Consider the following 12,082-nt stretch of genomic DNA (forward strand, 5'->3'; position numbering starts at 1 on the left):
TGACGGTGGCAACGGAACGCCGGGCGAACGGGTTTCTTTCCGAATTCTTCGGCCCGGCTGCAGTTAGGCCGGCCGAGAGGCGATCAGATCGCGCAGGGTCGTGATCGTGGAGGAATCCGCGACGCCGTCAATGCGGGCCGGCCGGAAATGGCGTTGGAAGGCGGTGACGACCGCGCGCATCGCCGCGTCGAAGTGGCCGGTGACCGGCTGCTCGTAGCCGTAGAGCGCCAACATCGCCTGCAGGGCCTCGACCGGCTGGCCGGTGTCGCCCATGGCGAAGAAGCGGCCATCCCGCACCGGCGCCGGCGGCACCCAGTGCCCGACGCCTTCGCGCGCCAGCCGCTCCCAGGGAAAGTCTTCGCCCGGATCCTCCTTGCGTGCCGGCGCCACGTCGGAATGGGCGAGCACACGGGGTCCGGGGATCGCGCGCCGGACGACGATGTCGCGGGCCAGCGCGATGACCGCGGCAATCTGCGCTTCCGGATAGGGCGGCAGCCCGCCGGCATGGCCGGGATGAGCGATCTCGATGCCGATGGAGCGGGAGTTGATGTCGCGCACGCCCGCCCAGGCTCCGGCGCCCGCGTGCCAGGCCCGGTCGGCCTCCGGCACCATCTGCATGACGCGTCCGTCCTCGAACACGAAGTAATGGGCCGAGACCTCGGCGGACGGGTCGCACAGGCGCTCCAGCGCACCCTGCGCCGTCGGCATGCCCGTGTAGTGCAGGATCAGCATGTCGAGGCTGTCCCCGACCCGCGCGCCGCGGTTCGGCGAGGCGACGACAGCCTCAGCCAGGGGGCTGTCCGGGGAAAAACTCACGTCAGCCCCCGCTCGGCCGCGATCCGGTCCCAGGCGGCGTTGATGGCGGCGAGCCGGTGCGTCGCGATCGCCACCGCCTCCGGCGGCAATCCGCGGGCCAGCGACCGGTCGGGATGGTTCTCGGCCACGAGCCGCCGGTACTGCGCCTTGAGGTCGGCGGGGTCGGCGGAGCGTTCGAGGCCGAGCACGAGGTAGGGGTCGTCGGCGAGCCGCACATGCCGGGCGGCGATCCGGCGAAAAGCCGCCTCGTCGAGGCCGAAGATCCCGGCAACGGAGCGCAGGTAGCGCTCCTCGCCCTCGTGGATCGCCCCATCGGCGGTGGCGATATGGAACAAGCCGTCGAGCACGTCCTCAAGCAGAGCCGGCTCCTCGCCGAAGGTCGCGGCGAGCTGCCCGGCATAGGCCTCGAAGCCGTCGGTCGTCGCCTTGGCGAGGTCGAACAGGCGCTGGACACCCGCGCGCGCCTCGGGCTCGACCTGCACCACCCGCCCGAAGGCCTGGACCTCGGACTCGGTCACCACGCCGTCGGACTTCGCCATCTTGGCCGCGAGCGCCACGAGCCCCGTCGTGAACAGGACGTCCCGGGGCGTCGGGCCGAAGGGCGCGCCCTCGCGATCGACCAGGAAGTGGCCGGCGACCGATCCGACCAGCGCCCCGATCGGCCCGCCGACCAGCACGCCGATCCCGGCCCCGCCGATCTTGCCCCACAGGCCGGTGCTCATCGGGCGCCGCCCGCAACGGGGGAGCGGAAGCGTGAGGGATCCAGGGGGACAAGGGCGGTTCCGAAGACATTCAGCAGGAGCGGTCGTCACGGCTTAACGCCGCAAAGCGTACCGCAGCGCAAGCCCGGTGCTTTAATCGACCGCAAAAGAAAAGGGCCGGAGCTTGCCGCTCCGGCCCTCCCCATGAACCGCTTCGCGATCAGCGGCAGTAGACGTTGCCGTACTCGTCGCGGAACGTGCCGTAGGGGCAGCGCGGCGCCGTCGCGGCACCGGCAATGGCACCACCCGCGCCGCCGATCGCGGCACCGGCCAGCGCACCGCCCGCACGACCGGTGGCGAGGCCGCCGACCGCCGCGCCGAGGCCCGCACCGAGGGCAGCACCGCCCAGCGCCCGATCCTGGGGCGTGTTGCAGGCACCGAGCGAGAGCGCGAGGCTGCCCGCGAGGGCGGCGGCAATGAGTCTCTTCATGGTGGTCCGAACTCCCTTGTGCATCGGCGATCGGGCCATTTGCCGGCGCGGGGCACCGTTTTGGCCTTGGTTTGTCACCGGCCGCCATCGACGGCACATGAAACGGCCAAGATTGGGGCAGGTTGCATCGGCGCATGACTTTTCGCCCTGCGCCTGCCATCTGAAGGCGCGCCTGTTGCAAAATCGCCCGGTTTCGGCCCGCTGCCGACGGGCCCCTATCCGAGGATCACCATGCCCAAAGCCAGCCTGATCGTCCGCAAGGCCGCCGTTCGGCCCGATCTCGTCGTCGACACGGTGACCCTCGATCATGCCGCCCGGGGCCAGGCGCATGCGCACCTGACCACAGCGGGAGGCTTGTCCGTCGATCTCCACCTGGATCGTGCCGCGGGCCTTGAGGACGGCGATGCGCTGAAGCTCGAGGACGGGCGCCTCGTGGCCGTGCGTGCCGCCGAAGAAGCGCTTCTGGAAGTCCGCGCCGGCAATCCGGCCCGCCTGCTGCGGCTCGCCTGGCAGCTCGGCGGTGAGCATGTCCCCGCGGAGGTCGGCGCGGAGGTTCTCTATGTGCCGGCCAGCGCCGCCGAGCTGATCCGCGGCGCCGGCTGCTCGGCCGAGCCCGTGAACCGCCCGTTCAAGCCGGAAAAGGCTGCGCACGATCACAGCCAGTGCGGCCACGACCATCATCATCACGGCCACGAAGCCCATACGCATGACGCTCATGGCCATGACGCTCATGCTCATCATGACCATGGTCACGGGCACAGCCACGCCCACGGAGGCTGCGGGCACGACCACAGCCATGAGCACAGCCATGAGCACGGCCATAGCCACCGCCACGAACACTGAGCGGCGTTAGAGGATCGCGTGCGCGGCGTGGGCATGCCCCGCCGCGCGCCCCCGGAACGCGTTGCGGCGCGCGAGGGTTAACCGGAAAGTTGAATTCCGGGAGAGAGCCGTGGCGGAAATCAGCGTCCTCCAGAACGGCGACGGACTCTGGGCGGTCACCGCACAAGGCCTCGTGGTCACCGGCTTGACCAAGGAGGGCGCGGAAGCCTTCGCAGCAAGCTTTCTCAGGCTCGGCGATCAGCAGCCCACGCAGAAATCGTAGCCGCTTGCGGGATAGGCATTCTGTCATCACGCCCCGGATCGAACGTGCACGGATTGTGTGCACGGCCCGCGTAAGGGCGCCGCAGACACACGCAATCAGCCCGCAACTTGTGCAGATCTCCGGCGATCACGACGACAGAAAAAGCCAGTTCCGGTATCGAAGAAGCGGACAGTGCGCGATGCGCCTTAGCTTGGTGTCTCTCCTGAAACGCCCCTTCGTCGCGGCAAGGGGAAAACGCTCGGTGACCGAGAGTTTTGTGAGGCACTCTCGTCGGCGTTGCACAGGCGGAATCCCGTTCGGATCGATGCCGCACCAGGAGAGATGACGTGCAACAGGCGCAAGCAAGCCGCGAAGATCGAATCAGGGCCGTGGCCGCCGTCATCGCGCAGTATGACGTCACCAGCAGACAATTGCCCAGCAGCGGCCGACTGCCCCATGATCTCGCCCGCGCGCTCGCCGAACGTGCGGTGGATGCCGTGATGGCCGCCGACAGCACCATGCGTCAGCCATTCTCGAAAGGTGCGTGACAGCCGAGAGCCATATCCGACCCGATGGCAGCAGGTCGGCGTCTCGCGGTATTTGGTTTGACGCGCATGTTGCGGACGCCGGTTCGAGCGGTGCGCCCGCCTCCCGCCGAACGCTCCGATCTCGCGACGGCGGTGCTCTTCGCTTTTGAGGCTGGCCGATGCGTGGTATCCGGGCGCGCATTGCGTACATCGTCCTGAACGATGGCTTGCGGCCTGCAGGATCAAGCCAATCGGACGCCTGCGGCATCGGCTTTTCGGCGGCCGATCGCCCGCAGCTCAGGCCGAGGCTCGTACGCCTTCGATCGAGCCGCCCATGCGACGATCCTCGCGGATGGCTCGAAGCGGACCAGCATCGAAACGGAACAGGGCGCACGTGTCGACCCCGGCTGAAAAACTGAACGAACTCAGCGGGTGGCGCTTCAGCGTCGCACCGATGATGGATTGGACCGACCGGCAGTGCCGCGCGTTTCACCGAACCTTGTCGCGCCGGGCGCGGCTCTATACCGAGATGGTGACGACCGGGGCCGTGCTGCACGGGGACCGGGAGCGGCTGCTCGGTTTCGACGCCTACGAGCAGCCGTTGGCGGTGCAGCTCGGCGGCTCCAACCCGGACGACCTCGCGGCGGCGGCCCGGATCGCCGCCGATTTCAGTTACGCCGAGATCAACCTCAATGTCGGCTGCCCTTCAGACCGGGTGCAGGATGGACGCTTCGGTGCCTGCTTGATGCGCGAGCCGGGCCTCGTGGGTGCCTGCGTGGCGGCCATGAAGGCGGCCGTCCCGGTGCCGGTGACCGTGAAGTGCCGCCTCGGCGTCGATGATCAGGATATCGAGGAAGCCCTCGACGCCGTCGCCGACGCCGTGGTCGCGGCGGGAGTCGACGGACTCGTCGTGCATGCCCGCAAGGCTTGGCTCAAAGGTCTCTCGCCGCGCGAGAACCGGGACGTACCGCCGCTCGATTACGACCGCGTCGCCCGGCTGAAGCGGGCGCATCCGGATCTGCCGATCGCGGTCAATGGCGGGATCGCCGACATCGCTGCCGCCAAGGCGAGGCTCGGCGAGGTCGATGGCGTGATGATCGGCCGGGCCGCCTATACCGAGCCGGCGCTGCTGCTCGATGTCGATGCCGAGCTGTTCGGCGAACCCGCCCCCGTCGCCGATGCCTTCGCTGCGATCGAGGCCTTCGAGCCCATCGTCGCGGCAGGGCTCGAACGGGGCCTGCGGCTTCATGCCTATACCCGGCACATGCTCGGCCTGTTCAACGGGCGGCCTGGAGCGCGGGCCTATCGCCGGCATCTCGCCACCGCCGGGATGGGCCCGGAGGCGGGCCTCGCCACCCTGCGCGAGGCGGTGGCCAAGGTGTCTCGGGAACGTGCGCCGGCTTCCGAAGCGGCTTGATTCCCGGCGATCGACGGCAAGCGTGATCGGATCACGGCGTCACGCGGCGCGGCGTTTGTGGCCGTTCCAGATCGCGAGCAGGGCCGGGAGTTCGCTCGCCGGCACCGGTGGGCTGAACAGGTAGCCTTGCACCTCGTCGCAGCCCTCCTCGCGCAGCCAAGCGAGTTGCTCCGGGGTCTCGACACCTTCCGCGGTCGTCGTCATCCCGAGGCTGGAAGCGAGGCTGACCACCGCCCGCACGATGAAACCGGAGCCCTGCTCCACCGTCAGGTCGCGGGTGAAGGACTGATCCACCTTCATCTTGTCGAAGGGGAAGCTGCGCAGGTAGCTCAAGCTGGAATAGCCGGTGCCGAAATCGTCCATGGCGATCCGGGCGCCGAGGTCCCGCAGCCCGTGCAGGATCGCCACCGTGGCGCTGCCGTTCACCAGCAGCACGCTCTCGGTGATCTCCAGTTCGAGGCGGCGGGCGGAGAGGCCGCTCTCGGCGAGCGCCGCCTGTACCGTTCCGATCAGCGCGATCGAGGTGAACTGCGCCGCCGAGACGTTGACCGCGACCTTGAGGCCGTCCGGCCAGCCCGAGGCTTCACGGCAGGCGCGGCGGAGCACCCACTCGCCCAGGGGCACGATGAGGCCGATCTCCTCGGCGAGCGGCACGAACTCGGCCGGCGAGACCCGGCCGCGGGTCGGGTGGGTCCAGCGCAGCAGCGCCTCGAAGCCGCTGATGCGCTCCTCGGCGAGGTCGTAGATCGGCTGATAATGCAGGTCGAACGCTTCCGCCTCGAAGGCGGCGCGCAGGTCGAGTTCGAGGGCGCGCCGGGCCTGGAGGCGCGCATCCATCTGCGCCTCGAAGAACCGGAACACACCGCGCCCGTCGTCCTTGGCGCGGTAGAGGGCGACGTCGGCGCATTGCATCAGCCGCTCGGGTTCCAGCCCGTCTCCGGGCGCGAGCGCGATGCCGATACTGACGCCGACGATGACGGAGTGATGGGTCAGCGCGTAGGGAGCGCTGACCACGTTGAGGATGCGCTGGGCCAGGGTGGCGGCATCGGCCGGCGCCGCGACGCTCGCCTGGATGATCGCGAACTCGTCGCCGCCGAGACGGGCGACGGTGTCGACCTCGCGCAGGCAGGCCCTGAGGCGGTGCGCCACCGCCCGCAGCAACTCGTCGCCGACAGCGTGGCCGAGGGTGTCGTTGACCTGTTTGAAATTGTCGAGGTCGAGGCAGAGCACGGCGAAACCGGTCTCGCGCCGTGCCCGGGTGATCGCCCCCTCGATCCGCTCGCGCAGCAGCACGCGGTTGGGCAGGTCGGTGACGGCATCGTGCCGGGCCATGTGGGCGATGCGGTTCTCGGCGTTCCAGCGTTCGGTCGCCTCCTCGTAGATCGCCACGAAGCCGCCGCCGGCAATCGGCTGGATCTCGACGGCGACGACGCGTCCGTCGGCGAGATGCTGGATCTGGGTCGGCACGGCATCGGCCCCCATCATCACGCCGATCTCGGCAATGCACTCGTCCTCGCTCCGGTCAGGCTGATCGCCGACTCCGACATTGCTGCGCAGCACCTCCAGCGCCGACATGCCGGGGGTCACGGCCCCCGGCGGCAGCCGGTAGATCTCGTGGTAGCGGCGGTTGACCACCAGCAGCCGGTGATCGCGATCGTAGAGAAGGAATCCGAGGGAGAGGGTATCGAGCGCCGCGTTCAACCGGGCGATGCGATCGCTCAACGCGTCCTCGCGGAGCTTCAGGGCCGCAATGTCGGTGAGGATGGCCGGGTCGGCCCCGTCACCCAGCCGAGGGCGGTCGGCGATCAGGCGGAGTCCGTTCGAAGGTGGGGCTTCGCCGGAGGCGCATGCCGGAAGAGTCCGGAGCGCGACGGCGGGAGCAGTCGCCGGGGCGATGCTTTCGGCGGCCTGCATCGCGCGGGTGAGGCTGCGGGTGAGCCGGCGCAGGATCAGGCAGACGAGAACGAGGGCGAGGATGGCCGCGCCCCCGACGACCGCGAGCCTCAGGGTCGGCTCGGCGGAGAGCGAGGCTATCAGCGCGGTGGCAGCAAAGCCGGCGACGGTCAGGCAGAGTCCCGAGCCTGTCCGCAGCAGGTGCCCGCCAACCGTCTCGCGGCCGTCCTGCCCGTTCCCTAGACCCATCCGCCGACCGGCGACTTCCTGACCTTCGGCCTGCGCCTGCATCGGTCGTCCACCCCCTTCTTCGTTCCCGGCAACATGCCCGGATCCGGTTAAGAGTGCCTCACGAAGCGCCAACCACAGGTCGGTTTTCTTCGGAAACGGCGATCAGACCGAGTGCTCCGCGAAGGATCCTGGCGTGCCACTCGGCGTATCGCGCCCGCGAGAAGCGACGGGCGTGGAGGGGCCATGGGTGTCTTGCCGCCGACGGCTTCCGCTTGAAGGCACGGCCACAGCGAAGACGTCGTTGGAAATGCGTAACGCCGGACAGCGCGGCGCGGCGTCCGCGATGGACTACCGAACAGGCGAAAACGCCGCCGGTCAGAACTCGACGATCAGAATTTGCCGAGCAGCGGGAATTCCTGGCTCAGCGTCGATTCAGCGGGCAGCGGCGCCTCGCGACGGCGCGGCTTGCGGTTGAGCACCTGCTTCAGCTTCGTCTTCAGGAGGTTGATGTCGAACGGCTTGAGGATGAAGGCGTCGGCGCCCGCGACGTGGGCGTGGTTGATGTCCTCGAAGTCGAACGAGGTCTCGGTGAGGATGAAGGGCGTGTTCATCAGGCTGTCGTCGGCCCGGATCTCGCGCAGGAGCTGAAGCCCGTCCATTGGCTCCATGGCGAGATCGGAGATGACGAGGGCGTAGCGGCGCTCCCGCATCCGGATGAGCGCCTCGGCTCCGTCCGACACGCCCTCGACGTCCGGGAAACCGAGGCGGGTCATCAGCTCGATGATCAGCCGCAGAAGCTTGGGCTGGTCATCGACGATGAGGATGGGAAGCGTGTCGCTCATGGCGTCCGGGGTCGCGTCTCAACGGGATCTCTGAAAGGCGGGCTGGAGGCAGCCCACCCACTCAAACGAACAGATGGTCGATGCCCTGCTTGGCCATCGATTCGGCTTGGAGCGTGACGGCCAGGCCGTGGATCGCGCTGCTCTTGGGCGTGCCCCGTTGCAGCATCGGCAGAAGGCCGGATTTGGCGAAATGCGGCTCGTTGGCCGCCGTGCGGCTCACGGTGGTGAAGGAGCTGACGAACTCCCGCTTGGCGATTTCGCGCCACTCGACGATCTGCACGTCGCGGTGGCGCGAATCGGCGGCAATCCGCTGGAAGGTCTCGTTGACCGACTGGCGTTCGCCCTCGACGACCTGGATCGCGAAATTCTGGTCGATGATCAGAAAGCTCGTGATCACGGCGAACTCGTTCTTCTTCTGAGCCTGACGGGTGATGTCGCCGATCTGCTTCGCGCGCAGAGCCGGCTCGTTCGAGATGGTCAGGCGTGAGAAGTAGATCAGGTGGACGAGGCTCGTCCTCTTGTTCTTCATGAATCCCGTCCGACGCGACAACTCGCAGCTACATTAGCGGGCATGGCGATAACGGGCCGTAAACACGGCCGGACCCGGCAGAATCTGCCGAACGGTCCGTACCCGCCCGTCCGAAACTGCCGACCCCCGGCAAGTCCATTCTAATGATATCAATGACTTAGCTTTGGCATGCGCGTTGCGCTCTCGATCTTCAGATCCGCCGCTTCTTGCGGTCTTTTGGAGCGAGCGAACGCCATGGACGTCTTTTCCGCGCTTCAGACCGCGGTTTCGGGCCTGAAGGCGCAGTCCTTCTCGTTGAGCAACATTTCGGGCAACATCGCGAACTCGCAGACGACCGGCTACAAGCGCATCGACACGAGCTTCGTCGACATGCTCGTCGACGGCGACGCGAAGAGCCAGACCGCGGGTTCGGTCGGCGCCTTCTCGGAGCTCACCAACTCGATCCAGGGCAACAAGGTCTCGACCGGCGTCTCCACCAATATGGCGATCGACGGCCAGGGCTTCTTCGCCGTGCGCAAGAAGACCACCGATGCGGGCGGCGGCGAGGGCTTCACCGCCGGAAACCTCTATACCCGCCGCGGCGATTTCGCCCCGGACAAGGACGGTTACCTCGTCAACACCGCGGGCGCCTACCTCGTCGGCGCGAGCCTCGACCCGGTCACCGGTCAGACCAACGGAACGGGGCCGATCAAGATCTCGAACGCGGTCATCCCGGCCAAGCCGACGACGACGATCACCTACTCGGCCAACCTGCCCAAATCCCCCGCCACGACCAACGCCGCCTCGACGCAGGGCCTGCTCTCCGCCTTCAGCGACGGGACCGACGCGCGGGTGACGCCGGCCAACGGCGCCACCACCGGCAGCGTCTCCCAGACCAATGCGCAGAGCTTCATCGACAACAGCATCGCCGGCCCGGCCCTGACCGTCTACACCGCCTCCGGCGCCCCCGTGAGCGTTCAGAGCCGGTGGGCGAAGGTGGCCGCCGCCGACACCGCGACCGGCACGAGCGACACCTGGAACCTCTTCACCGCCGACAAGACCAGCGTCAACGGCAACCAGGCGAGCTGGACCAATATCGGCCAGGCCTTCACCTTCAGCCCCAGCGGGCAGATGACCGCCCCGACCGGGAAAACGGTTCCGATCAGCAATCTGACCGTCGACGGTGTCAATGTCGGCGAGGTCACCCTCGATCTCAGCGGGGGCCTCACGCAGTACGCCGCCGCCTCCGGCACCGTGACGACCAACGACCTCAAGCAGAACGGCTACGCCTCCGGCACGCTGAACTCCGTCGAAGTCGGCGAGAACGGCATCATCAGCGGCAAGTATTCCAACGGCTCGGTGATCGGGCTGGCCCGGGTCGAGGTGGCGCAGTTCGTCAATCCCGACGGGCTGAAGCCGGATTCGCTGGGCAATTACCAGCAGACCGTCGCCTCGGGCGAGCCGATCGTCGGGCTCAAGGATTCGACCGTCGTCGGGGCGAATGTCGAGCAGTCGAATACGGACATTGCCGCGGAATTTTCGAAGATGATCGTTACCCAACAGGCCTACTCTGCCAACACCCGGGTGATGTCGACGGCGCAGACGATGATCTCCGATCTGCTGAACGTCATCCGCTGACGAACCCCTGAGGGAGGAGAAGCGCCTTGGCCCTCGACGCGTTCAGCACGGCCACCGCCGGCCTGCGGGTCACGCAGGCTCAGATCGGGGTCGTCTCGCAGAACATCGCCAATGTCGGCACGGCCGGCTATGTCCGACGCACGCTCGCGCCCATCACCTCGGGCTCGGGGAATGCCGGCGTGGCGACCGGCACGGTCGCACGGGCGCTCGACGCGGCCGCGCTCAAGCAGCTGCGCGCCGAGAGCTCGGGGGCGGCCTACACCTCGCTGATGTCCAAGACCCGCACGCAGCTCGACACGCTGTACGGGCGGCCCGGAGACGCCTCGGCGCTCGACGGGGTGTTCAACAACTTCACGCTCTCTCTTCAGACCCTGGCCGCCAACCCGACATCGACGGCCGCACGGGCCACGGTGCTCAGCGCGGCCAACGACCTCGCCACGCGCATCGGCAGCGCCGCCAACGGGGTTCAGGCCCTGCGCTCGGGGCTGGAATCGCAACTCGCCACCGATACCGAGAAGGCCAGTGGCCTGCTCGCGCAACTGGCCAAGCTCAACACCCGCATCGTCGCGACCGCGTCCGGCGATGCGAGCCGGCCCGAACTCGAGGATCAGCGCGACCAGGCACTCACCAGCCTGTCGGGCCTCATCGACATCAACGCCGTTCCTCAGAGCGACGGCAGCGTGAGCGTGCTGACCAGCTCCGGCGTCACCCTGCTCGACCGCTCCAACGCCGCCTCGCTCCGCTTCGATGCCCGCGGCACGCTCTCGGCCAACGCGCTCTACGCCACCGACCCATCGCAGAGCGGCGTCGGCACCATCGTCGCGTCGACGCCCGGCGGCGGCAAGATCGACCTGCTCGGCTCCGGGGCGATCCGCTCCGGCTCGATCGCCGCCGCGATCGAACTGCGCGATACGATGCTGCCTCAGGCCCAGCGCCAGCTCGACGACCTCGCGGCGGGGCTGTCGCGCGCGATGTCCGACCGACTGGCCACCGGCACGGTCCCCACCGACGGCACCACGGGGGGCTTCGACATCGACCTGACCGGTCTCTCGGCCGGCAACGCCATCACCCTGACGGTTCAGGACGGGAGCGGCACGCAGCGCAACCTCATCCTGATGCCGTCCTACCAGAATCCGCCCCCCGCCATTCCCGCCGGCGCGACCGACGACGCGAACGCCACGGTGATCCCGTTCACGATCCGGCGGCCGGATGCGGTCCCCGCCCGCACCGCGGACGAGGTCCGCAACGCGATCACCGCGGCTCTGGGCGGCGGGTACACGGTGTCGAGCGTGCCCGGCGGCGAGGCCGGCGCGATGCGCATCCTCTCGAGCGGCGGGGCCACCCTGGTCGCGGCGAGCGCCAGCGTGACCCAGGTCACCGCGGCGGGCGACATCAAGGGCTCCGCCACGCAGATCCCGCTCTTCGTCGACGGCGCGTCGGCCGCGCTCTACACCGGCTCCTTCGACGGCGGCTCGCAGCTCACCGGCTTTGCCCAGCGCATCGCCGTGAACCCAGCGGTGGTCGGCAGCGCCGCGAGCCTCGTCGGCGTCACCGGGACAGGCGCGGCGAGCGGCATCGGCGACGGAACCCGGCCGCAGGCACTCTTCACCGCGCTGACGAGCACCCAGCGCCTCTTCTCGTCGTCGAGCGGCATCAGCGGCATCGACGCCCCGACCCGGTCGAGCGTCGCCGACTTCGTCCAGGGCGTCATCTCGGTGCAGGGCGCGGCGGCGGCGGCGGCGCAGGATCTCGACGAGGGACAGAGCATCGCCCTCTCGACGGCGCAGGGGCGCTTCGCCTCCGCCTCGGGTGTGAACATCGACGAGGAGATGTCGAACCTGATCGCGCTCCAGCAGGCCTACGCGGCCAACGCCCGCGTGCTCACCGCCGCCCGCGACATGATCGACACCCTGCTCAGGATTTAGGTGCGGAGCC

General features: G+C 68.6%; 12 protein-coding genes. 6 read left to right on the forward strand and 6 right to left on the reverse strand.

Translation table 11 applies throughout. The features are described 5' to 3' along the window. Positions 1-63: 63 nt before the first annotated feature. The 3 genes from MSPGM_RS04050 to MSPGM_RS04060 form a co-directional block, all read right to left on the reverse strand. Positions 64-816: an N-acetylmuramoyl-L-alanine amidase gene (locus MSPGM_RS04050; protein WP_003607341.1), complete on the reverse strand. Its 753-nt coding sequence runs from the start codon at positions 814-816 to the stop codon at positions 64-66. Next, positions 813-1,538, reverse strand: a complete 726-nt coding sequence (locus MSPGM_RS04055; protein WP_003607339.1) for a TerB family tellurite resistance protein — start codon at positions 1,536-1,538, stop codon at positions 813-815. The genes MSPGM_RS04050 and MSPGM_RS04055 overlap by 4 nt, the downstream gene beginning before the upstream one ends. A gap of 199 nt (positions 1,539-1,737) precedes the next feature. Further along, entirely contained in the window at positions 1,738-2,007 is a 270-nt protein-coding gene (locus tag MSPGM_RS04060) for a hypothetical protein (protein ID WP_012252649.1), read from the reverse strand. Between the two features lie 231 nt (positions 2,008-2,238). Here MSPGM_RS04060 and MSPGM_RS04065 point away from each other — a divergent pair, with 231 nt between their 5' ends. The 4 genes from MSPGM_RS04065 (at position 2,239) to dusA (ending at position 5,035) form a co-directional block, all read left to right on the forward strand. Further along, complete coding sequence (locus tag MSPGM_RS04065) at positions 2,239-2,850, forward strand: urease accessory protein UreE (RefSeq protein WP_261926174.1); 612 nt, start codon at positions 2,239-2,241, stop codon at positions 2,848-2,850. Positions 2,851-2,959: 109 nt separating this feature from the next. Beyond that, positions 2,960-3,112 carry a hypothetical protein gene (locus MSPGM_RS04070; protein ID WP_003603722.1) on the forward strand — a complete coding sequence of 51 codons (153 nt, stop codon included), beginning with the start codon at positions 2,960-2,962 and terminating at the stop codon, positions 3,110-3,112. A gap of 326 nt (positions 3,113-3,438) precedes the next feature. Continuing rightward, the gene (locus MSPGM_RS04075) at positions 3,439-3,639 is read left to right on the forward strand and encodes a hypothetical protein (RefSeq protein WP_012752186.1); all 201 of its coding nucleotides are present in this window, start codon (positions 3,439-3,441) and stop codon (positions 3,637-3,639) included. Between the two features lie 373 nt (positions 3,640-4,012). Next, positions 4,013-5,035 (forward strand): tRNA dihydrouridine(20/20a) synthase DusA, encoded by a 1,023-nt coding sequence (gene dusA, locus MSPGM_RS04080; protein WP_003603719.1) that lies wholly within the window; start codon positions 4,013-4,015, stop codon positions 5,033-5,035. Positions 5,036-5,074: 39 nt separating this feature from the next. Here dusA and MSPGM_RS04085 read toward each other — a convergent pair whose 3' ends face one another. The 3 genes from MSPGM_RS04085 to MSPGM_RS04095 form a co-directional block, all read right to left on the reverse strand. Next, a complete protein-coding gene (locus MSPGM_RS04085; protein ID WP_375541381.1) occupies positions 5,075-7,177 on the reverse strand; it encodes a putative bifunctional diguanylate cyclase/phosphodiesterase in 2,103 nt (700 codons plus the stop codon). A gap of 371 nt (positions 7,178-7,548) precedes the next feature. Further along, positions 7,549-8,001 (reverse strand): response regulator, encoded by a 453-nt coding sequence (locus MSPGM_RS04090; protein WP_003603716.1) that lies wholly within the window; start codon positions 7,999-8,001, stop codon positions 7,549-7,551. Between the two features lie 61 nt (positions 8,002-8,062). Further along, entirely contained in the window at positions 8,063-8,530 is a 468-nt protein-coding gene (locus MSPGM_RS04095) for a BLUF domain-containing protein (RefSeq protein ID WP_003603713.1), read from the reverse strand. 234 nt (positions 8,531-8,764) lie between these two features. Between MSPGM_RS04095 and MSPGM_RS04100 the strand changes: the two genes are divergently transcribed. Next, complete coding sequence (locus tag MSPGM_RS04100; RefSeq protein ID WP_003603712.1) at positions 8,765-10,147, forward strand: flagellar hook protein FlgE; 1,383 nt, start codon at positions 8,765-8,767, stop codon at positions 10,145-10,147. Between the two features lie 26 nt (positions 10,148-10,173). Further along, positions 10,174-12,072, forward strand: a complete 1,899-nt coding sequence (gene flgK, locus MSPGM_RS04105; RefSeq protein ID WP_003603710.1) for a flagellar hook-associated protein FlgK — start codon at positions 10,174-10,176, stop codon at positions 12,070-12,072. The last annotated feature ends 10 nt before the right edge of the window (positions 12,073-12,082 follow it).

This window comes from Methylorubrum sp. GM97 (assembly GCF_024347855.1).
GTDB classification, from domain to species: Bacteria; Pseudomonadota; Alphaproteobacteria; order Rhizobiales; family Beijerinckiaceae; genus Methylobacterium; species Methylobacterium extorquens.

Bases quoted from the DNA above. Each gene is read 5' to 3' on its own strand.
- MSPGM_RS04095 (WP_003603713.1), bottom strand. From the start codon at position 8,530: ATGAAGAACAAGAGGACGAGCCTCGTCCACCTGATCTACTTCTCACGC.
- MSPGM_RS04100 (WP_003603712.1), top strand. From the start codon at position 8,765: ATGGACGTCTTTTCCGCGCTTCAGACCGCGGTTTCGGGCCTGAAGGCG.
- MSPGM_RS04090 (WP_003603716.1), bottom strand. From the start codon at position 8,001: ATGAGCGACACGCTTCCCATCCTCATCGTCGATGACCAGCCCAAGCTT.
- MSPGM_RS04065 (WP_261926174.1), top strand. From the start codon at position 2,239: ATGCCCAAAGCCAGCCTGATCGTCCGCAAGGCCGCCGTTCGGCCCGAT.
- MSPGM_RS04055 (WP_003607339.1), bottom strand. From the start codon at position 1,538: ATGAGCACCGGCCTGTGGGGCAAGATCGGCGGGGCCGGGATCGGCGTG.
- MSPGM_RS04085 (WP_375541381.1), bottom strand. From the start codon at position 7,177: ATGGGTCTAGGGAACGGGCAGGACGGCCGCGAGACGGTTGGCGGGCAC.
- MSPGM_RS04060 (WP_012252649.1), bottom strand. From the start codon at position 2,007: ATGAAGAGACTCATTGCCGCCGCCCTCGCGGGCAGCCTCGCGCTCTCG.